Consider the following 22,998-nt stretch of genomic DNA (forward strand, 5'->3'; position numbering starts at 1 on the left):
ACAATCCAAAAGTTTGCATTATCTTTGCCGATTAATGACGCGCCTGTATGGCACAGCCATACTATAAAATCACAACAAAAAATACTTAAACTCGTATAGAGAATTGATATAAAAGAAAATGAAAAATATACGTAACTTTTGCATTATTGCACACATTGATCACGGAAAAAGTACACTTGCCGATCGCTTACTAGGCGCAACACAAACCGTTACTGCACGTGAAGAAAAAGCGCAATTGCTTGATAATATGGACTTGGAACGTGAACGCGGAATTACCATAAAGAGTCACGCCATCCAGATGGAATATACTTATAAAGGAGAGGAATATATCCTGAATTTAATTGATACTCCCGGACACGTTGACTTTTCATACGAAGTTTCACGATCAATTGCTGCCTGCGAAGGGGCACTTTTAATTGTTGATGCTGCACAAAGTATACAAGCTCAAACAATTTCAAATTTATATTTGGCTCTGGAAAATGACCTGGAAATTATTCCAATCTTAAACAAAGTCGATTTACCAAGTGCAAATCCTGAAGAAGTTAGCGATGATATCGTAGATTTATTAGGATGTAAACTAGAAGAAATTATTCACGCCTCTGGTAAAACAGGTTTAGGTGTCGAAAATATATTAGCAGCAATTATCGAAAGAATTCCTCCTCCAAAAGGAGAAATCGACGAGCCTTTACAAGCTTTGATCTTTGACTCTCACTACAATCCATTTAGAGGAATTGAAGTTATTTTCCGTGTGAAAAACGGACAAATTAAAAAAGGGCAAAAAATTAAATTCATGGCCACAGGTAATGAATATTTTGCTGATGAAATTGGAACTTTAAAATTAAATCAAGTTCCAAAAAGTGTTATCTCTGCAGGTGATGTTGGTTATTTAATTTCTGGTATTAAGGAAGCTAAAGAAGTAAAAGTTGGGGATACCTTAACGGATGCGAAAAACCCAACAACTAATATGATTACTGGTTTTGAGGATGTAAAACCAATGGTATTTGCTGGGATTTATCCTGTAGATACTGAAGATTATGAGGAGTTACGTAACTCGATGGAAAAACTACAATTGAACGATGCTTCATTAGTATTTTTACCTGAAAGTTCTGCGGCTTTAGGATTTGGTTTCCGTTGTGGATTCTTAGGAATGTTACACATGGAGATTATTCAGGAAAGACTAGAACGTGAGTTTAATATGACTGTAATTACTACAGTTCCTAACGTTTCTTACTTGGCTTATACTAAAAAAGAACCTACTGTAGGATTTGTGGTAAACAATCCTTCTGATTTACCTGAACCATCAAAATTAGATCACGTAGAAGAACCTTATATCAAAGCAACAATTATCACCAAATCTGATTTCGTAGGTAATGTTATGTCTTTGTGTATAGAAAAACGTGGTTTAATTACCAACCAAACATATTTAACTACCGAAAGAGTTGAGTTGACTTTTGATATGCCTCTTGCCGAAATTGTATTTGATTTTTATGATCGTCTTAAAACGGTTTCAAAAGGATATGCTTCGTTTGATTACGCACCTATCGGAATGCGAACTTCAAGCTTAGTAAAAGTTGATATTTTATTAAATGCTACAATTGTCGATGCTTTATCTTCTTTAATTCACGTAGATAATGCCTACCACATTGGTAAAAAAATGTGTGAAAAACTAAAAGAATTAATTCCACGTCAGCAGTTTGATATTCCGATTCAAGCAGCAATTGGAGTAAAAGTAATTTCTCGTGAAACTATAAAAGCATTACGTAAAGATGTTACTGCAAAATGTTATGGTGGAGATATTTCGCGTAAGCGTAAATTACTTGAAAAACAGAAAAAAGGTAAAAAACGTATGCGTCAGGTAGGAAACGTTGAGATTCCTCAAGAAGCATTTATGGCTGTTTTAAAATTGAACGACTAGTTTTTTTTAGAAAATAGAAGAAAGAGAATAGAATATAGATAGAACCTGATAATGAAAATTATCAGGTTTTTTTATGCTCTTTTAAATCCCTACAGCCCACAAAACCTAAATAAACCACTACATATCAACGCATTGTTAATTAAATAATGGATAAAATCTCACTTTATTAAGTATTTATTTGTAAGTTTTTAATTATTTTTACATATATGAATTAATCAGATTTTATTTAAACAATTTAAAAGCAATGATTATGAAAACAAAAATCACAACACTTGTAGCGTTATTTACATTTTGTTTTGCAAACGCACAACAGAAAGAAGTAGAAGAAGAAGTTAGCACTGCCAAAGGAGTACGGTTCGAAAAAGGGAGTATGTTTATTGAGGGAGGTGTATCGGTTAGCACTGTAAAAGATAATTCAAACGCATTTGCCGTAAACCCTCAATTTGGATATCTTATTGCCGACAATATAGCTATCGGGCTAGACTTGGATGTATCTGGATCTACAACAAGCAAAGGAACTCCTGCAGAAACAAAAAACAATGGATTTGGCGTTGGAGCATTTGCCAGATACTATTTCTTAGAATTGGATTCTAGACGTCTTAAAGTATATGGAGAAGCAGGATTAGGTTATAGTCATGTTAAAACAGAAGTATTAAATGTAGAAAACACAACAAATGGAATTAAGGCAAACATAACAGTAGGACTAAACTATTTCTTTACAAAAAAATGGGCTGCTACATTTGCTCTAGCCGACATCTTAACGTACAATAATGCAAATCCTGAAAACGGAACATCAACTAGTAGTTTTAACTTAAACATCAACTTGTTTAATAACATTTTTACACAACCTAAATTTGGATTACTTTATAAATTTTAATACTAGTTTAGAAATCTACTCTAGGTTTTAGAAAATAAAGTACAGCATATAGAAAAGCCCAATAACTTTCGTTATTGGGCTTTTTAGTTTAACAGTTTTATAATTTAAAGCAATAAAAACGAAACCTTTGTATCTTTGAACCTCTGTACCTATAAAAACTCAAAAGAAAAATGCTCGATGAATCCCCAAAACGATTTGACCGAATTGTTGCAATTCTTATTCAGCTACAATCTAAAAAGATTGTTAAAGCACAAGAACTAGCCAATCGTTTCGAAGTAAGTTTAAGAACAATTTACCGTGACATTCGTACTCTAGAAGCATCTGGCGTTCCTATTTATAGCGAAGCTGGTGTTGGTTATGCTTTGATGGATGGTTATCGATTACCGCCAGTTATGTTTACCCGAGAAGAAGCTAGTAGTTTTATTGCTGCTGAAAAATTGATGCAAAAATTTACTGATACTACTTTGGGAAATCATTATGCTTCGGCAATGTATAAATTAAAATCTGTGCTTAAAAGCGACGATAAAGATTGGGTTTCTACAATTGAATCGAGTGTTTTAATGCAATCTACCGAGAAACTTTTTAACGATAAATCTCCAAATACGCTCGCTTTACTTTTTGAAAGTATTGCCGAAAAAAAACAAGTTATTCTTTCTTATCAAGCTTTTACTTCAGACGGAATTACAGAAAGAAATATTGAACCAGTTGGCATTTTTCATGATCACAACAATTGGTATGTTATAGGATATTGCCATTTGCGCACCGATTATCGCCAGTTTAGAACGGACCGCGTACATAGCATAAAAAAAACAGAAAAAGATTTTACATTAGAACATGATTCTCTTGAAACTTACTTGAATAAAAATGAAACTATTCCAACTACCAAAGTGCGCATTCTGATTGATAAAAAGATAGCGCGATATTTATCGCACGAACGAAAATACCATGGTTTCATCTCCGAAAAAGAAATCGATGGGAATATCGAAATGACTTTTATGAGCCGAGATATTGAAAGTGGTTTCCCGCGCTGGTTCTTAATGTTTGGAGATTACGCTACAATTCTGGAACCTGAGCGATTAAAAACACGAACTTTAGAGTTATTAGAAATTAACAGACAAAGACTTTTATAAAAAAACTCCTAAAATGAGATTTCATTTTAGGAGTTTTTTCTATATCAAATATTCGTAATTTTTATTGCTGAGCATGAACAACATTATAAAAATTATAATCTGTATTTGATGCATCTGTAATACCAATATTACGACCAATTGTAACTATCTGCCCTCGATGATACGTACCATGATTTACTACTTGCAATAAATAATCACATATTGGCAACTCACATTGAAACCAAGGACTTTCAATTTTAATTTTTCTGGATAATTCTTCTTCTGAAAGTGATTTGATATATTCAGACAAACGAGCTGATCTATTTACTAATCCTTCAAATATTTCCTTAGTTATCAATTCTGTGTTTTCTCTTTTATCAAATTCAGAAGTCTCCGCTATTATCGAATACCAATATTCTTCGGTTGCCCAAATATGATTGAGTGTTCTAATAATACTAGAATAACTCGAAGCTACTTCTTTATGAAGCAGCTCGTCTGATTTTACAGAAAGCCAATTAACAAATTGCTGATTTACCCATAAATTATAGTCTGCATAATTTGTCATTATTTTTTTTAAGCTCATGATAATTTATTTTAGTTTTTCTGAATAAGAATTGATTTGAAAATATAATTTGATTGATGATTGAAAGGATTATTTAATTCTAATTATCTTTCCCAGAAAAAAGGAGGCTCAATACCTAATGCTCTTAGATAAACATACCCTTGTCCGCGGTGGTGTACTTCATTATCGATAAAATATAAGATATTCTGAACAATCGGAAATTCATATTGTCCAAACAAATTAAAATTTTCATTGAAATCTTCTATCTTTAATTGCTCCCAATATTTATTAATCTCATCGGTAGATTCATCCCATTTTTCAAGGTATTGTGCTTTAAAAATTAATTTCTCTTCTCCTTCTTTAAAAGGCTGACTGTCTCGATTTACGATACTTTTTAAGGCTGGTGCCGCAATCGCCAAAAGTTCATCTGTCAATTTTGAAAAAGGACGCATTCCGCCAATAGAAAATTCAAAGAAATCTTTTTCAGGAAAAGCTTCAATTACATGACGTGTCAATGCGCGATGACCTTGCCAATGTTTTAATAAATCTTCTGGAGTAATAACTTGTGCCGCTAGTGTTTTCATAATTTTAAAGTTTTGATTTTTTATTACTTCAAAAGTAAATCGAGTCGGTGACAACAGTTTGTCAGTAGTGATTTTATTTTTTAAAATTATTTCAAAAAATAAACATAAACAATTGCTATTCAAGAATATAACAAAAAATTTACATGTTATTTTTCTTTAAAAAATATTTATATTGACATAAAAACACAAAAGGCTAAACAAATTTTACTTAAAACAAATACCTCTCGTAAATGGCCTTCTTTTTAATTAGTCAAAACCTTTGCATCTTTGTACCTTTGCACCTAAGAAATTTAGTACCGTAACAAAATGATTGAAGATAAAAACCCACAACGTACCAGCATAGCACAATTAGGCGAATTTGGACTAATTGAGCACTTAACACGAAACTTTGATGTTACACAAGAATCTACTTTAAAAAGTATTGGCGATGATGCTGCTGTATTAGATTTTAAAGACAAGAAAGTAGTCGTTTCTACCGATTTATTAATTGAAGGTGTGCATTTTGATTTGGCTTATATGCCTTTAAAACATTTAGGTTACAAAGCTGTGGTGGTAAACATTTCAGACATTTGTGCCATGAATGCTAAACCAACACAAATAACCGTTTCTGTGGCTGTTTCTAATCGTTTTCCATTAGAAGCTCTAGAAGAATTATTTGCAGGAATCACGCATGCTGCCAAAGAATATAATGTAGATGTAATTGGTGGTGATACTACTTCATCCCAAAAAGGATTAATCATTAGTATTACTGCTATTGGTGAAGCCGATGAAAATGAAATCGTATATCGTAATGGCGCTAAACAAACTGATTTATTGGTTGTAACTGGCGATATTGGAGCTGCTTATATGGGATTACAGGTTCTAGAAAGAGAGAAACAAGTTTTTCAGGTAAATCCTAATTCGCAACCTGATTTAGATGCCTATACTTATTTAATAGAACGTCAATTAAAACCTGAAGCCCGCAAAGACGTTCGTACTTTGTTACATGCCTTGGAGATTAAACCAACATCTATGATTGATATTTCGGACGGATTATCATCGGAGATTATTCATTTGTGCAAACAATCTAAAGTAGGTTGTAACTTATATGAAGATAAATTGCCGCTAGATCCACAATTCATAAATGTTTGCGAAGAATTTAATATCGATAGTACAACTGTTGCTATTAATGGTGGAGAAGATTACGAATTACTTTTTACTATTGCAATGGAAGATTTTGAAAAGATAAAAGCAAATCCAAACTTCTCTATTATTGGTCATATGACGCAAGAAAGTGAAGGGATTCATTTAGTAACTCGTGCTAATACAAAAATTGCTTTAAAAGCCCGCGGATGGGATGCTTTAAGCGAATAATTACATATATCCATAAAAAAAGACATCTTATCAGATGTCTTTTTTTATTATATAGAAGCGCTGTTTATAAAAGTCCTTTGTTCCTGGCTTCGTGTACTAAATCATCATCTGTACCGTCAGTTACTTTTAGCAATTCTTTTAAATTTTCTATTCTTCTTATTGTCGCTTTCAAAGAAATAGGAATGTAATGTGGCATTTCGTCTGTTTTAGTTCCTTTGGATAAATGAAACAGAATTTGTTCGTCAATCTGATCAATTTCGATGGAGTCTTTTGGTGATTTTTCTAACATTTCAACAACCGACTGGCTGTAGTAAGTCTTTTTTTTCATCACTTTATCGAAAGCAAATAACAACTCGTCAAATGTTAAATCATTCTTTATGATTAATCCTCTAGGATTTATTGTTCTAATAATTGTTTTTATCTTTAGTAATTCGGTATACATTGTTAGCAAAATTATTTTACAATTTGGCATATGTTCCATAATCAGCTTTGCTAAATCTTCTCCCGAATATATTTCCATTTCTTCATAAGCGGGCATACTAATGTCTAGAAATGCAATATCAAAACTTGTTGTTGCAGGATCCATAATTACCTCGTAACCCGATTTACAATCTTTGGCCTGAGTAATTAAAAATTCATATTCTTTAGGATTATATCTCGTAATCGCATTTTTGTACCCTTCAATTATAAAAGGATGATCATCTACTATAAATATGTTATTCTTAATTATTTCTACTGGAGGTTTATCAGTTGTCATTATGCTGAAGGTTTATTTTTTGATCAATTGGAATTTTAATTACTATAACTGTTCCATCCGCTTTATTAGATTTTATATCAACGGTTCCATCGCATTCTTTTACTCGATAGAAAATATTTTGCAAACCAATTCCTTTTTTGGTTCTATTTACATTAAATCCTACTCCATCATCACTTATCAACAACGCCAAATGATTTACTTCATTTTTAAGCTCTATTTTTATTGTTTCTGCTTGTGCATATTTATTACAATTTTGCAATGCTTCCTGAATAATTCGGTACAGATTTATTTTAATGGAGTTACTTACTAAATCCCATCTTATACTTGAATCAATACTCGAGATTAATTTTGATTTAAAAGTAACTCTTTGATTTTCCAATAACTTATCAAGAATCATTACAAAATTATTAATCAATTCTGATTTCTCTTTATTTAAATCATGCGAAATTTCCCGAATATCTTGCTCAATTTCTTTTAAATCTGATAAATATTTTTTGCGCTTTACAGCTGCTGCTGCATCATCTACTTTATCTAAGCTGTCTAGACTTATCCTGACCCCAAACATTCGCCCTAAAACACCATCATGTAAATCTTGGGCTACCTTTTTCTTCTCTTTAATTCGAATAGCTTCAATTGTATTTTGTTGCGAAATCATCAGGTTATAAATATCTTCATTGGCTATCTGTTGCTGCTGTTTAAAAAGCAGCTCTCTATTTTTGGCTTTTTGTGCCAAATAAACATAAAAAAAGAGTCCTAATAAACCACAGATACTAAAAACATATATCAATGTTCGGTTCTGAACATTTAAACTCGTATTTTCATCTTTTATTTCATTCGTTTCATATTCTATTCGGGAAAATTTTTCTCCCATCTTTCTTTCTGCTTTTTGTGCTTTTTCATTTATCTGTATATATTCTTTCGAATAAACCGATGCATTTGTTGGATCTACAAGAGCCATTTGCTTAAGTGCCTCAAGTGTATTTCTTAATCTATTCGAATTTCGGGATAACTTAAGTGCATCTTTACAATATTGCATTGCTTTTGAAGTATCTTTTTTATAAGCAAAATACTCAGATAAATGTATTTTACTAGATATGACCCCCGACTTAAGATCTAGACTATCTCTAATTTTCAAAGATTTATAAAATAGATCTGGAAGTCCTTCAGACTCATGCAACTTAAATTTAGAATAAGCCAAATTATCATATAACATAGCATATAATATAAGTTTCTCCTTAAATAAGTTTTTTTGTTCTAATCCTTTTTGAAAATATATTTTTGCTTTTTTATAATCATTCATACTTAAATAAACAAAGCCAATATTATTTAGCGAAGTAGCTTTTAGCTGAAGATCTAATGGGATTGATTTATCTTCAAGAATAACTAAGGCCTTATTATTAAATTCCAAAGCTTTATCATATTCTTCTCGCTCCTTGTATAAAATCCCTAAAAGATTATAGGATTCATGCAATAAATAACTTACTTTTTTCTGACGCTTCAAAAGCCGCAAGGCTTTAAAAACCATTATTTCACTCTCAAAAAAATCGCTTATGTTATATTGTAGAGTTGCCTTACTCAAAAAAGTTCTGGCAAGATTATAGTCATCATTAATCCGGATATACAATTTCTCTGCCTTATAGTAGTTCCTAAAAGCACTATCAGGAACTGTTTTAAAACTATAGTAATCTCCTAAATAAGCATAGGCCTTAGCCATACTAACCGTATCAAGGTTACTTTTTGATCGTTCTAGTATGAGTTTTGTTGTTTCCCGATAGGCATTCCAATCATTCATATTATAATACCGATTGGCTACTTTAAATAAATTTACTCTATTAACCGAATCATCTTTTTGATTGATAATTATATCGAATGCTTTTTTATTATACTCTTGTTTGGACTTAAATGGCACGTTGATATCATTTGCCAATGACAAATAAAGAGACAAACTATCTACAGAGGAAGCCACATTGTTGTCGACAATGCTTTTCTTGGTACAGCCCAAAAAAACAAAAACTAATAACAATAATATAGGGTAGATTTTTTTCAATAGTACATTTGGCTTTTATCAAAAATACTAAAACTATAGACACAAAAAAAGGCTGTCAAAAAATTGACAGCCTTTTTTTACATATAAACTCTTTGTTCTAGTCTTGTTTTCTTCCTCCTCCTGCTGATCCACCACCATCAATAGGCTGTCTATAACTGTTAGTTGCTGACAAATCTAACATATAACCATTATCTTGTTTTCTACCTCCTCCTGCTGACCCACCACCATCAATAGATAAATCAATGTAGACATCTTGTTTTCTTCCTCCTCCTGCTGATCCACCGCCATCAATAGGTGGTATTATCTCACTTTTTGCATTTAATGAAATGTTTTTAGTTGTTTCTGGAGTAGTAAAAGATGTTGCTACTAATGCTAAAGAAAATAATGCGATTGTTGTGATTGAAGTTTTCATAATCTGGGGATTTTTATTGTTAGTATTTTTTTACGTTTTAAATGATCGCTTATTGCTAAATCATGGTGTAAAATTAGTACTGTAATCCCCTTTTCAACTCTGTAAAAAGGCATATATGGTGGAATGCTGCCAAATGGTAGTGTACGTAGGTCAAATACGTGTAAATACTTAGTTGCTAGACCTCTATATAGTTTCCATTAGCAAATTCGGCAATTATTATCTCTACATTTCTTTTATAAGTCTTAGAAAATGGGAGTTTTTTTGTAGAGTTTTTTATGTAACAAACTGAGTTCCCAGTATGTATCCTCGCAATATGGTTTCTGTTGATGATATAACTGTTGTGTATGCGTATAAATGGGTGTAATAAAATAGCTTCAAAATATTTTAATGTTTTAAAAGCTGTTATCATTTCTCCTGTATTCAAATAAATATCTGTCGAATTATTATCTGCCTGAATATAGGTAATATCTTTTGCTTGAATGTATCGATAATCTCCATACGATTTGACACATAACACTAAAGATTGATTTATTTTTTGTACCTCGATAGCATCTCCTTTAAGCGAGGTTTTAAAATCCTGAACGGTTTGATTACTAATTAAATTTACCTCATAACTAGGCCAATCTAGTTTTAAAATCGTTTTGAGTAAATCTGCCCGTTTAAGTGGTTTTAGCAAATAATCCATTACGCCATACTTAATCGCATCAAAAGCAAAATCTTTTTTGGTGGTTGTAATAATAACTTTAGGAACTATCCGCAAATAATGATAAAGCTCATTTATAAATGATAACGAAAGATTACTTGTATTATCATTTGGATCTATCTCAAGAAATATAATATTTGGATTATGCTCTAAAACTAAATTTAATCCTTGCTGATATGTATTTGCAATAGCAACAAAAATTAGCTCTGAAAAACCATCTGCTAATTCCTTGGTTTTTAGAACACTTTCTTGATTATCATCAATAATAATGTATGAATAATTTTTCAATGCTTTTGTAGATTTAGTGGTATTGTTTTACAAGAACCGAACTGATAATTATATGCAAATTTATCTCCTTCATTGGAATTTCAACAATAAAATCTTATTTTTAGCTTTAATAAAGCAATTAAATTTACATATTTCCTTTTTTTAAAGATTTTATTGTTAATATATTTTAAACAAATGTTAACACATTAAGACGAACTGCAAATATATCCGATGAAATGCACAAAATAAAGTCTTCTTTAATATATTATCTCTATTTTTTGCATGTTTAAAACATACCTTTTCTAAACAAAAAAAGCTTCTCAAATGAGAAGCTTTTTTCTTATTTTTAATTATCGATTATACTAATAATCGATTCTTATTTTACATTTTCATTAACCAATTTTTCATCGAAACTTCATTTTCGATAATTGATCTTAAATCGGCAATAGCTACACGATCTTGTTTCATTGTATCTCTATGACGGATTGTAACTGTTTGATCTTCGATAGTTTGGTGATCAACTGTAATACAAAAAGGAGTTCCTAACGCATCTTGTCTTCTATAACGTCTTCCTACTGCATCTTTTTCATCATAAGAAACATTGAAATCCCATTTTAAATCTTCGATGATTTTTTTAGAAATTTCAGGCAAGCCATCTTTCTTTACCAATGGTAAAACTGCTGCTTTTGTAGGTGCTAAAACTGCTGGTAGTTTCAAGACTGTTCTTGTAGAACCATCTTCTAATGTTTCTTCTTTTAATGAAGTTGCAAAAACTGCCAAGAACATTCTATCTAATCCTACTGAAGTTTCTACCACATAAGGAACATAATTTTGATTTAATTCAGCATCAAAATACTGTAGTTTTCTACCAGAGAATTCTTCATGCGCTTTTAAGTCAAAATCTGTACGCGAGTGAATTCCTTCTAATTCTTTAAATCCAAAAGGGAAATTAAACTCGATATCCGCAGCTGCATTAGCATAATGTGCTAATTTTTCGTGATCATGAAAACGGTAATTTTCTTTTCCTAAACCTAAAGATAAATGCCAGTTTAAACGTGTCGTTTTCCAGTGCTCGTACCATTGCATTTCATCTCCTGGACGTACAAAAAATTGCATTTCCATTTGTTCGAATTCACGCATACGGAAAATAAATTGTCTTGCAACGATTTCATTTCTAAACGCTTTTCCTGTTTGTGCAATTCCAAAAGGAACTTTCATTCTTCCTGATTTTTGTACATTCAAGAAATTCACAAAGATACCCTGAGCTGTTTCTGGACGTAAATACAAGTCCATTGCAGACTCTGCAGATGCTCCTAACTTAGTACCAAACATTAAGTTGAATTGCTTTACATCTGTCCAGTTTCTAGATCCAGTTTCTGGATCTGCAATTTCTAGTTCTTCGATTAAAGCTTTAACATCTTCTAAATCTCCATTACCTAAAGAGCGTCCTAAACGTTCTCTGATTTCTTTTTCTTTAGCTAAATATTCAATTACTCTGGCATTTGTAGTTACAAATTCCTGTTCGTTGAAAGCATCTCCAAAACGAGCACTCGCTTTTTCGATTTCTTTTTTAGCTTTTAGATTTAGCTTTTCAGCATAATCTTCTACTAGAACGTCAGCTCTATATCTTTTTTTAGAATCTTTATTATCAATTAACGGATCATTAAAGGCATCAACGTGGCCTGAAGCTTTCCAGGTTGTTGGATGCATTAATATTGCGGCATCTAAGCCTACAATATTCTCATTCATCTGAACCATTGATTTCCACCAATATTCACGGATGTTTTTCTTTAACTCTACTCCGTTTTGCGCGTAATCATATACTGCACTTAAACCATCGTATATTTCGCTCGACGGAAAAATAAATCCGTACTCTTTTGCGTGCGAAACTACATTCTTAAATAAATCGTCTTGTTTTGCCATAGTAATGCAAAAATATAAAAAGTCCTTGTAAAAAAAAGAAAAATTGCAAAGATTGAAGCCTGAATTTCTTTATTTTTGTAACTAAATTCTTTCTATTTGTGTTTAATTACATTATTAACCTGTTTTTCCCAAAAGCGTGTGCTGGATGTCACTCTTTTTTAATGGCAAATGAAACTATAATTTGTACCATTTGCAGACATGAAATGCCTCTAACCCAATATTATTTAAATCCAAAAAACGAAGCTTTTAAAAAATTTTACGGGAAAATTGAAGTCGAACATGTTTCAGCTTTTCTTTATTTTAATAAGAAAGGAATTGTGCAGGAACTCATCCATAACTTAAAATATAAAGGGCACGAAAATATTGGCACTATGCTTGGCCAATGGCATGTCGAGGATTTAAAAGAATTAGTACTAGATATACCTTTTGATATGATTATTCCAGTTCCTTTGCATCGAAAGAAATTTCATGAAAGAGGCTACAACCAAGTAACTACATTTGGCCGCGCTCTTTCTCAAGGTTTACAAATAGATTACAACGATACTTTATTGATTAGAACCAGATACTCTAAAACCCAATCTAAAAAAAATCTTTTAGGAAGATCAGAAGGTCTTAAAGAAATATTTGATGTCTCGTTTACCGAAGACAAACACGATAAGCATTTTTTACTTATCGATGATGTAATCACAACTGGAGCAACACTTGAAGCTTGTTCTCGTGCATTACTAAAAATTCCAGGTGCCAAAATCAGCATTGTTTGCATGGCAATGGCACACTCTTAAATTAGCTTAAGTATTTATTCGAAACCAATCTTTTTTACTGTTTTTCTATCTCCATCATATACAACCAAGAAATAAATCCCTGTATCTAAACGATTATTCAGTATAATTTTTTGCTTGAAATTTGCCATACTTTCAAATGTATTACGGTAAACCTCTTTACCCGCATCATTGTATATAAAAACTCTAACTCCATCTGTTGATTCACATCTAAAAGCAATCTCAAGATCTCCTTTAGTAGGATTAGGATAAGCTATAAGCTCCTTTGGCATAACAATAACTTCTGTTTGCAAAGTGTATTTTTTTGTACAAATCTCAATTGAGCCTGAATCTATTGTACCATCTCTCCCTACATAAGCATCTCTTACCTTGAATGCCCAAGTTCCTGCAGCATCTTTATTATTAAAACTGTTAAGCAAATCAGTAGGAGTTACAGTTTGTAAAGTAGGTATTGAGCAATCTAAAGCTGTTCCCCAATCATCATACTTTAATAACAAACTGGCGTTTACATCTCCACAATTTCTATTAAACAATCGTACAATTGCTCCTTGAGGATTTACTAGTTGCATCTCTACATCCGACAATCTTGTATGTGTCAATCCTACAGAAACATTTACATCTGAAACTATTCCTGCATCGGCTGGAACATTTATATTTCTTGTTGTATATGCTAATGCATTAGGTATTGCAAAAGCTGCTCCAAGTGGATACGAAGTACATGTTGCATCAACTTTATATCCAATTGCAAATGATCTACTGTTTACTGCATAATAAATATTGGCTGTAGGCTCAATTAAAATTCTGCAATTTGTTGCTGTTACATCCTCTGGAACATCCACTGTTTGAGAACCATCATTGGGTGTATTTGCAGCCAAGACAATCGGAAAGGTTAAACCTCCATCTGTAGAAAGTTTTATATTTACATTGGCAGATCCTGGCAAAGTATTCGTGCTTTTTACATCCCAAGTAATAATCTGACTCGTTCCATGAAGCCACCCAATATCATTTGTGCTTTGTGATGTTACTGTAAATGGCCCAATATCTTTTATTACATTTACAATCATTGCAGCTGTATTGGTTTGTGCAGTTCCCGCAGCAGCATTATCACGACCTGTTAATGTAAAATGTAAAGTTCTGGGGATTGACGGAGCCGACTCCCAAGTACTCGTTACTTTACCTGAAAGAACAAGGTCTAAATTTGGCATATAACGTATCGGTGAACTCGAAGGCGGAAATGATCTAAACAAAGGACCATCTGATTTATTTGAGGTAGCAACGCTAGCACCTCCTGATGTTGATGTTGCCGAATCGTTTTCTTCCCAGCAATAAGTAATCGAATCTGCACCATTACCAGACCCCGTCCCTTTTAAAACAAAAGCAGTACTAACCGGAATGCTGTAATTGGCACCCGCATTAATCACTGGAGGGTTATTTACTAAAGGTGTACTAACCGGGCATGTTTTTGTCGCTAGATTTTCTTGAATTTGTAAAATACTAGCATACGTAAAATAATCATCGGAGTGATCTTGTATATTATACTGATCCTCGGGTATAACTCCTGCATATCCCATGATTGTAGAACCACTTCCCGGTTCTACATTTACCCCTGCCCCTTCTATAGCATAAGAAAAAGTATGGGTTGCTCCTAATTGATGCCCAAATTCATGTGACACAAAATCAATATCAAAAGTATCTCCTTGCGGTTTTCTATCAGATGGAGATGTAAACCCACTTCCTTTAGAATTATCTACACATACGCAACCAATACAACCCGCATCTCCGCCACCTCCTGATGCTCCAAATAAATGACCAATATCATACGCATTTTCGCCAATAACATTTGTTAAAGTAGTTTGAACTTCTTGATTCCAAGCTCCTTTAGCTCCTGTGGCTGCATCAGAATAAGGGTCTGTTGCTGCATTTGTATAAATAACAGCTTCATTATTGGCAATTATGATTAATCTTAAAGCCAAGTCTTTATTAAAAACTCCATTAACTCTTGTCAGCGTAGCATTCATTCCTGCTAATGCATTTGCTTTTGTACCTCCAAAATAAGCCGCATATTCGCCTGTACAAGACAATGCCAATCGTAGTGTTTTAAATACTTTATTGTTTGCTGCTATTTTAGCTGTCTTAGCTTTTAATTCTTTATTTAATACAATATCTTTTGTTTTACATGTTAATGGTAAACTTCCTTTATCTCTGCTTTTAGCAGTAAACAAAAAATACTCTCCACTATTTGCTGCAACAGGTTCGATAAATTCAGAAGCATTATCAACTCTTAAAACCATCGTCTGGATTCCTTCTGGAGAAACACTAAAATGAATTTTTGCTGTTTTATCTTTACTACTTATTCCTTCGTAAGCTCTAATATCTGGGTATTTTGCTTGTAATTGAGGATCAAAATTTGAAGATTCCCACACAGTATATTTTTCGAAAGCACCATCCATATTAGGAATCGTGATTTCGGCTGTAGTTCTTTTATCAGTTTTAAGTTGTGCACTAGCGAGTTTTTCTTTCAAAAAAACTTCGTTTAGTTTATAAACAATCTTTTCTCTATCGTCTGACTTTACATTTCCTCTCTCGGTAATCGAAGTGGTACTTTGACTAACTTTTTTCCACATTTCGTTACTTTGTGCCTGAATTTGGACAGAACTAAAGATAATTAATAAAAGAAGTATAGTTTTTTTCATGTTGAGAAATATTTAAAGTTCAAAATTAATTCAATTAATGTGAATAAAAAGATTTAATCGTCAAGTAATTATATAAAATCGTCAAATAAAGCTTTTTTAGCAAAATCATCCCCAACTTTATAAAAAATCAATTCTCCTTACTATTAGATTTAAAATAGATAGTATAAATTTGCAACATCTTAAACTATTTGCTTTGAAGCTCTTTCATTCTATAACCGATTTTCGATCTACCAAGAAAACAATACTAACTCTTGGCACCTTTGATGGTGTACATATTGGTCATAAAAAAATACTTGAAAAGATTACCCAAAATACTCAGGACGGAAAATATGAGAGTTTGGTTCTTACCTTTTTCCCTCATCCTAGAATGGTATTACAGGAAAAATCAGAAATAAAATTACTGAATACAATTGCCGAAAAAACAAAACTCCTAGAAAACACAGGCATAGAAAACCTTGTCATTCATCCTTTTAACGAAAGTTTTTCTAGATTAACTGCTGAGGATTTTGTGAGTTCTATTTTGGTAAATCAATTTCATATCCAGAAAATAATCATTGGTCACGATCACCGTTTTGGAAGAAACAGAACGGCTGATATTAATGATTTAATTGCATTTGGGGAGCAATATGGTTTTGAAGTAGAGCAAATTTCGGCACAAGAAATAAAAGATGTATCTGTAAGTTCTACCAAAATAAGAAAAGCATTAACCGATGGCGATATGAATCTTGCCAATGAATATTTGGGTTATGATTATTTCTTAACTGGTACTGTTGTAAAAGGAAAACAATTAGGCAGAACTATTGGTTTTCCTACTGCTAATCTAAAAATTGAGGAGGAATACAAATTAATTCCTAAAAATGGAGTCTATATTGTAAAATCTATCATCAATAAAAAAGTGGTTTATGGTATGATGAATATTGGCTTTAACCCAACTGTGGGTGGTCAGGCTCAGTCTATCGAAATTCATTTCTTAGATTTTGATGAAGATATTTACGATTTAGAAATTTCCGTTTCTTTATTGCAATATATTCGTGAGGAACAAAAATTTGGCTCTTTCGACTTTTTAAAAGAACAATTAAAAAAAGATAAAGAAACAACTATAGCCTTCACAAATAAATTATAATTCCTTTAATTTATTTGTGCCATTCATAATGATAACGTAGTGATTTTTTTAGTAAATTTGATAAGCATTATACTGTATATCAACCAAATACTATTAACTTCTTAAAAATAATCGTTATGAAACTTTCAAAAGAATTATACAATGGGATTCTTATATTCCTAGGTATTGGTGTTTATTTTTTATTAATGAATGTTTTAGGTCTTTCTCATATACTTTACTTACGTGCACTGAACGTAGCTTTTGTTGTTTATGGGGTAAACAGAACTATAAAAATGAATCTTGCTGAAGGCGAAACCAATGCTGTTTCTAATGCTGTTTCGGCCATGACAACATCTGTAATTGGGGTTTCTCTTAGTATTCTCGGATTACTTATTTACAGTTATGCTCGCGGTGGAGATGCGTATGTAAAAACTTTATCCGCCACTTTTATGTTTGGCGGTAACCCATCTGTTCCAACCTACTGTATTTGTTTATTGTTTGAAGGTATCGCTTCATCTGTAGTTGTAACCATGCTATTAATGTTGTATTGGAACAATAAATATGCTGCTGACTAATTTGTTTTAGCACTTTTTTTAAAATTATTTTTTTAATAAATCTGAGAATTCCAAAAGGATAAATTACTGTTTTTTGGGTGTCCTTGCGAACCTACATTCGTAAATTGTGTCTTAAAATACAACCGCAAAAACTTTTAATAGACTGAAATTAAAATACTGCATTGATTCATTAGAACAATTTAATTACTTTTGAGCATCAAAAAATCGCATAGATGAACAGTACAAAACACAATTGGACGAAAGACGAGATTATCGCTATCTATAATAAACCAATGATGGATTTGCTTTATGAAGCAGCATCAATTCACAGAGTAAATCATGACCCAAATGTAGTTCAGGTATCTACTTTGTTATCTATTAAAACAGGTGGTTGCCCTGAAGATTGTGGCTATTGTCCTCAAGCTGCTCGTTACCATACTGGAGTAGAAGGAAATGATTTAATGTCAGTTAGTCAAGTAAAAGCTCAAGCTTTACGAGCAAAATCTAGTGGTTCATCTCGTGTATGCATGGGAGCTGCCTGGAGAAATGTAAAGGACGGATCAGAGTTTGACCAGGTTCTGGAAATGGTACGTACCATTAACAAACTAGACATGGAAGTATGTTGTACTCTTGGTATGATTACCGAAAACCAAGCGCAACGTTTGGCCGAAGCTGGTTTATATGCTTACAACCATAACTTAGATACATCTGAGGAATATTATAAAGAAGTTATATCAACTCGTGGTTTTGAAGATCGTTTGCAAACTATAGAGAATGTTCGTAAAACCAATGTTACTGTTTGTAGCGGAGGAATTATAGGCATGGGAGAAAGTATCGAAGACCGTGCTGGAATGTTAGTAGCACTTTCTACATTAAACCCTCAACCTGAATCGGTGCCAATTAATGCATTGGTTGCTGTAGAAGGAACTCCTATGGAAGAAGAAAAACCAGTTGAGATTTGGGAAATGATTCGTATGGTTGCAACAACTAGAATCATAATGCCAGAAACTCAAGTACGTTTATCGGCAGGAAGAACTAATATGAGTCGCGAAGGTCAGGCAATGTGCTTTTTTGCTGGAGCAAATTCTATCTTTGCCGGCGATAAATTACTTACTACTCCAAATCCGGATGTACACGAAGACATGAAAATGTTTGATTTATTAGGTTTGATTCCTCAAAAGCCTTTTACTAAAGTTTCTCAACCAGAAACTGTAGAAGCAGAAGATTCTCAATTTGCACCTCTTGGTGAAAAACCAAAATGGTCAAGACCTGGACACTCTATCGAAAGAAACTTAGAAGCTTCGGTTAAAGCAAAATAATTCGAATTTAGACATATAAAAATCCCTATTAATTAGTTTTAATAGGGATTTCTTCCTTTGCTAAAGCATTATCTTTTTTACAACTGTAGTTTTATTTTGCAATAGTACCTTAACTACTACCATTTGTGATGCGACATTAATTTTTGCTGCTTCTAACTGATTTGAATTTACTTTATTCTTTTCGTAAATTTTCTTACCCGATACATCATAAACAAATACCTTATCGATAGTTTCGTTAAAAGCATTAATTCTAATCTCTTTGTTTACAACCGAAACAAAAATTGTATTTTCTATTGTTTCAAACTCTCCAGATTTCAATGTTTCATTAGTATATCGCAATGCAAAACGATCATTAAAAGTTCCAACTTCTGTAGAAAAAGTATAATCTGTTTTATACAAATCGTGGATCTCATTGATTAATTTATCTTCTAAATAGATCATTTGGTTTGCTAATAACCCATCGGACTTATCGATACCTATAGTAAATTTTCCTGCTATTTCTGAACTATAACCTAACGGTACAGAATCAGCTTCATCAAATGGTAACCCTTTACTTTGTATCACTAAATTTTTACCCTTTTTGATACTATAAAAATTCACAAATTTGTTTCCGTTAAAATTTTCTCCATCAAAAAAAGAGTCATACGAATTGGTTGCTCCTTTTATATATCCCAATAAAATTTGTTTAAAAGCTCCTTCTTTATTCGTTAGATTCAACCAAATACGGTGTCTTTCGACTGAACTTTCTCTATTTTGTTTTTGAACTTTACTCGGTTTAAAAAATTTTGAATTACTACCAATTATTCGCATACTATTATCAAAATTAACTTCTCCTGTTCCTTTGCTACCTAAGAAAAATGCTTGTCCGGAAGCAATAATCCCGTTGGGTTCAGTTTCATTAATTCCAGATGACAAAGCGGGTCTTGTTGCAACTCCTCCTAATAAATTATACACTGCATAATCATCAGAATTATAATCATTATTAATAAGTGGGGTATTATGTGTCCAGAAATAAAGCGTTCCGTCTACATTCTCTCTATTTTTTGATATAAAAACATCTGCATCTATCGCCGAAGGGTATGGATTACCTATTAAATCATAACCATTTTGATTATCTAATAAAACCGAAATTTTACCATTAGTTGGTATTCCTTTAAAAACAGCTTCGTAAACTGTTGCAGTACTTTTTGAAAAATCTCCAGGAGCTTCTATAATATAGCCTTTACCAATTATCATATTGGTTGATGAATTTTCTTTATTCCAAGCTATTTTGGTTGCATTGTATGAAAAATAATTGCTGGATGCTGTATTTGGCGATACATCAAATAGGTTTTGGCTTTCTACTGGTGATGACCAATACGTATAATCATGTTTTAGGATGGGAGTCGTCTTTCTTTTTACCTCAACAAATCCTGTATTTACCACCTCATCATCCAATTGATATAAAGCTGCTGTATCTTCTAGAACCAAGGTTCCCAATCCTGAATAATTTAAACTTAATTCTAAAGTATTCCCTCTAGAAATCGTGACTTTTTTTCCTGAATCAATACTACAATTACATGTATTAACCTGTCCTGAAAAAGTATAATTATCATGAAAAATTAATTCTTTTCCTTCGGATGGTAATCCGTTTGACCAATTTGTCCCATCCCAACTAGAACTATCTATACATAATTTTAACCGTGCAATCCTATGTTTAGTTTCTCCTGATACTGAATTAAAATTACCTCCTATAAGAAGTTTATTATCGGGTGTAAAACTCATACTGAATAATGTACTATTTAAGTTTACTGCAAAAGATGTGTCATATAAACCGTCTTTTAATAATCGAAGCATTCGCATTGAAGGCACTCCATTATAAGTTCCCGAAAATGCTCCTCCAACCAAAATTCGGTTGTCCTTTTGAACCAAAATACTACGAACATCTCCATTACTAAATCCTGAACCAATTGTAAAACCAGTATCTAAACTTCCGTCGGGATTTAATCTTGTAATTCTTTTTTGGGCAACTCCGTTGTATGTTAAAAAAGTACCTCCTAAGATTATTTTACCATCAGATTGTAATGCAATTGCATAAACATATTTATCAAAACCATCACCTACGTTAAAACTAGTATCTATACTTCCGTTTGAGTTTAAACGAACTAAACCTGGAGATAAGTGTCCATTAAATGTATCAAACCTACCTCCTACCAAGATTTTTCCATCTGGTTGCACAAACAATGTCTCTATTATTGCATCGGCTCCTGAACCTGTTACAAAACCTTTATCTATAGTTCCATCAGGATTTAATCTTACAATTCTACCTACAGATAACATTCCATTATAACTCGTGAAATTCCCCCCAACAATAATTTTGGAATCTGAATGTACTGCCAATGCATAAACTTGATTATTGAATCCTGTTCCCATTGTAAAACTTTCATCAATACTACCACTTGGTAAAATTCTGGTAATTCGGCTACAAACTTTTCCATTATAATTTGTAAAAGCTCCTGCAAAAACTATTTTATTATCCGATTGTAAAACAGCTGCTTTAATTGCATTATTTGCTCCAATTCCATTTAGATTAAATGTAACATCCAAAGCTCCATCTTCGAGCAAACCTGCAATTCTTAGGGCTGATTCTCCATTGAATTTTGTAAAATTACCAAAGGCTATCGATTTATTATCTGCCAAAGAAATTATCTTCGAAACCGAATTATCAAATCCAACTCCTGCCGCAAGGTATCCTATATCTAATGCTCCTTCTGAATCTATCTTAGCCAATCTTCCTTGATTCTGGGAATCAAAAACGGCAAATGAACCGCCAAAAAACCAAGAACCATCTTCATCATTTGCTAAATCAAGTACTGATGCTGATGCAGGTCCTGAACCAATATCAAAATCAGGCTTCATTGTTCCGTCAGAATTTAAAAAAACCAACCGATTTACCGATACTCCATCATACTTTCCTGTAAAAGAACCTCCAACCATTATATTATTAGCTGCATCTGTCTTGATAACTGTAACACCATCATTACTAAATGCTGTTCCAGACAAGAAATCAGAATCTACAGATCCATCATTATTCAGCCGAATTATTCTATTTGCAGGTATTTCATTATAACTTGTGAATTTCCCTCCTACTAAAATTTTTCCATTTGTCTGTAATGCCAATGCTGCAACATCGCTGTTAAAACCTGAATCTATATTAAAAGTAGTATCGATAGTACCATCAGGATTTAAGCGGACAATATGATTTGAATCTGTTCCGTTAAAAACGGTAAAATTCCCAGATAGAATAATTTTTCCATCAGATTGAATTTGAATATTTGTAATATTTTTTGAAGATCCTGTGCCTGTTGAAAATGACGTGTCTAAACTTCCGTCTTCTAATATTCGAGCCACTCTATTTACTACAACTCCATTATATTGGGTAAAACTCCCAACAACGATAATCTTACCATCTGTTTGTTGTGCAATATCATATATGATTCCGCTTCCTGCTCCATTTGTATTAAAACTATTATCTCTAGACCCATCGGGATTTAAGCGAATCAACCGATTGGAAGTTATTCCCGAATAAGTTGTAAATGCCCCTCCGATAATTATTTTTTCATCTTTTTGTATAAGCGAAGCATATACTTTTCCATTAAATCCACTACCTATATTAAAGTCCTCGTCTATACTCCCATCTGGTTTTAACCTACATAAGTAACGTGCTGAAGTTCCATTAAAATTAAAATAATCTCCACCAACAATTAAATTCCCATCTGGTTGTAAGGCTATTGTTCTCACAATATTATCAAAACCATCCCCAGAATGCCCATCGTCATAGGTATTAAACGTAGCATCGACATTCCCTTGTTGCCCATTACAAATAGTAATAAATATAAAACTTATCAAAACCAGCAGATAATATTGTTTTGTTTTCAAGATAATCTTCTTTTAAAAGTTATTTCTAAAATGATTAATTAGTAGGAATTTATCGCTAAACTAATCTTTAAAAAACAAAACACAATATTAAAACTTAATTTTTTGTAAACATTACGCTACATTA

At 32.5% G+C, this 22,998-nt stretch carries 17 protein-coding genes; 8 read left to right on the forward strand and 9 right to left on the reverse strand.

The window, feature by feature from the left end:
- Positions 1 to 118 precede the first annotated feature (118 nt).
- The 3 genes from lepA to ACJ6WR_RS09315 all read left to right on the forward strand — a co-directional run bounded on the left by lepA (position 119) and on the right by ACJ6WR_RS09315 (position 3,922).
- A complete protein-coding gene (lepA, locus tag ACJ6WR_RS09305) occupies positions 119 to 1,915 on the forward strand; it encodes a translation elongation factor 4 (protein ID WP_039117945.1) in 1,797 nt (598 codons plus the stop codon).
- Between the two features lie 250 nt (positions 1,916 to 2,165).
- Positions 2,166 to 2,792, forward strand: a complete 627-nt coding sequence (locus ACJ6WR_RS09310) for an outer membrane beta-barrel protein (protein ID WP_409417660.1) — start codon at positions 2,166 to 2,168, stop codon at positions 2,790 to 2,792.
- 170 nt (positions 2,793 to 2,962) lie between these two features.
- Positions 2,963 to 3,922, forward strand: a complete 960-nt coding sequence (locus tag ACJ6WR_RS09315) for a helix-turn-helix transcriptional regulator (protein ID WP_409417661.1) — start codon at positions 2,963 to 2,965, stop codon at positions 3,920 to 3,922.
- Positions 3,923 to 3,983: 61 nt separating this feature from the next.
- Here ACJ6WR_RS09315 and ACJ6WR_RS09320 read toward each other — a convergent pair whose 3' ends face one another.
- Together ACJ6WR_RS09320 and ACJ6WR_RS09325 are read right to left on the reverse strand one after the other, a co-directional pair.
- Complete coding sequence (locus ACJ6WR_RS09320) at positions 3,984 to 4,484, reverse strand: DinB family protein (RefSeq protein ID WP_409417662.1); 501 nt, start codon at positions 4,482 to 4,484, stop codon at positions 3,984 to 3,986.
- A gap of 83 nt (positions 4,485 to 4,567) precedes the next feature.
- Positions 4,568 to 5,047, reverse strand: a complete 480-nt coding sequence (locus tag ACJ6WR_RS09325) for a DinB family protein (RefSeq protein WP_409417663.1) — start codon at positions 5,045 to 5,047, stop codon at positions 4,568 to 4,570.
- Between the two features lie 306 nt (positions 5,048 to 5,353).
- Here ACJ6WR_RS09325 and thiL point away from each other — a divergent pair, with 306 nt between their 5' ends.
- Positions 5,354 to 6,400, forward strand: coding sequence for a thiamine-phosphate kinase (gene thiL, locus ACJ6WR_RS09330; protein ID WP_039113218.1), 1,047 nt, complete (start codon positions 5,354 to 5,356; stop codon positions 6,398 to 6,400).
- 64 nt (positions 6,401 to 6,464) lie between these two features.
- Here the strand turns inward: thiL and ACJ6WR_RS09335 are convergent, their stop codons facing one another.
- The 5 genes from ACJ6WR_RS09335 to ACJ6WR_RS09355 all read right to left on the reverse strand — a co-directional run bounded on the left by ACJ6WR_RS09335 (position 6,465) and on the right by ACJ6WR_RS09355 (position 12,509).
- Complete coding sequence (locus ACJ6WR_RS09335) at positions 6,465 to 7,157, reverse strand: response regulator (protein ID WP_039113219.1); 693 nt, start codon at positions 7,155 to 7,157, stop codon at positions 6,465 to 6,467.
- Complete coding sequence (locus ACJ6WR_RS09340) at positions 7,147 to 9,204, reverse strand: tetratricopeptide repeat protein (protein ID WP_409417664.1); 2,058 nt, start codon at positions 9,202 to 9,204, stop codon at positions 7,147 to 7,149. Before ACJ6WR_RS09340 ends, ACJ6WR_RS09335 begins: the two co-directional genes overlap by 11 nt.
- 97 nt (positions 9,205 to 9,301) lie before the next feature.
- Positions 9,302 to 9,616, reverse strand: a complete 315-nt coding sequence (locus ACJ6WR_RS09345; RefSeq protein ID WP_052250000.1) for a hypothetical protein — start codon at positions 9,614 to 9,616, stop codon at positions 9,302 to 9,304.
- Positions 9,617 to 9,791: 175 nt separating this feature from the next.
- Entirely contained in the window at positions 9,792 to 10,607 is an 816-nt protein-coding gene (locus tag ACJ6WR_RS09350; RefSeq protein WP_039113221.1) for a LytTR family DNA-binding domain-containing protein, read from the reverse strand.
- 360 nt (positions 10,608 to 10,967) lie between these two features.
- A complete protein-coding gene (locus ACJ6WR_RS09355) occupies positions 10,968 to 12,509 on the reverse strand; it encodes a glycine--tRNA ligase (RefSeq protein WP_039113222.1) in 1,542 nt (513 codons plus the stop codon).
- A gap of 98 nt (positions 12,510 to 12,607) precedes the next feature.
- Between ACJ6WR_RS09355 and ACJ6WR_RS09360 the strand changes: the two genes are divergently transcribed.
- Entirely contained in the window at positions 12,608 to 13,291 is a 684-nt protein-coding gene (locus ACJ6WR_RS09360) for a ComF family protein (protein ID WP_039117939.1), read from the forward strand.
- A gap of 14 nt (positions 13,292 to 13,305) precedes the next feature.
- Here the strand turns inward: ACJ6WR_RS09360 and ACJ6WR_RS09365 are convergent, their stop codons facing one another.
- Positions 13,306 to 15,981, reverse strand: coding sequence for a reprolysin-like metallopeptidase (locus ACJ6WR_RS09365; RefSeq protein WP_409417665.1), 2,676 nt, complete (start codon positions 15,979 to 15,981; stop codon positions 13,306 to 13,308).
- A 193-nt stretch (positions 15,982 to 16,174) separates the two neighbouring features.
- On the opposite strand from ACJ6WR_RS09365, the gene ACJ6WR_RS09370 reads away from it, so the two are divergent.
- From ACJ6WR_RS09370 to bioB, 3 genes are all read left to right on the forward strand, one after another.
- The gene (locus ACJ6WR_RS09370; protein WP_409417666.1) at positions 16,175 to 17,104 is read left to right on the forward strand and encodes a bifunctional riboflavin kinase/FAD synthetase; all 930 of its coding nucleotides are present in this window, start codon (positions 16,175 to 16,177) and stop codon (positions 17,102 to 17,104) included.
- 116 nt (positions 17,105 to 17,220) lie between these two features.
- On the forward strand, positions 17,221 to 17,658 hold the full coding sequence (locus tag ACJ6WR_RS09375) for a hypothetical protein (protein ID WP_409417667.1): 438 nt from the start codon (positions 17,221 to 17,223) through the stop codon (positions 17,656 to 17,658).
- Between the two features lie 212 nt (positions 17,659 to 17,870).
- The gene (gene bioB / locus ACJ6WR_RS09380; protein WP_409417668.1) at positions 17,871 to 18,956 is read left to right on the forward strand and encodes a biotin synthase BioB; all 1,086 of its coding nucleotides are present in this window, start codon (positions 17,871 to 17,873) and stop codon (positions 18,954 to 18,956) included.
- Between the two features lie 60 nt (positions 18,957 to 19,016).
- On the opposite strand, the gene ACJ6WR_RS09385 is transcribed toward bioB, so the two are convergent.
- The gene (locus ACJ6WR_RS09385; protein ID WP_409417669.1) at positions 19,017 to 22,874 is read right to left on the reverse strand and encodes a T9SS sorting signal type C domain-containing protein; all 3,858 of its coding nucleotides are present in this window, start codon (positions 22,872 to 22,874) and stop codon (positions 19,017 to 19,019) included.
- Positions 22,875 to 22,998 lie beyond the last annotated feature (124 nt).

The sequence above is a fragment of the Flavobacterium sp. PS2 genome (genome assembly GCF_046250155.1).
Taxonomy (GTDB): domain Bacteria; phylum Bacteroidota; class Bacteroidia; order Flavobacteriales; family Flavobacteriaceae; genus Flavobacterium.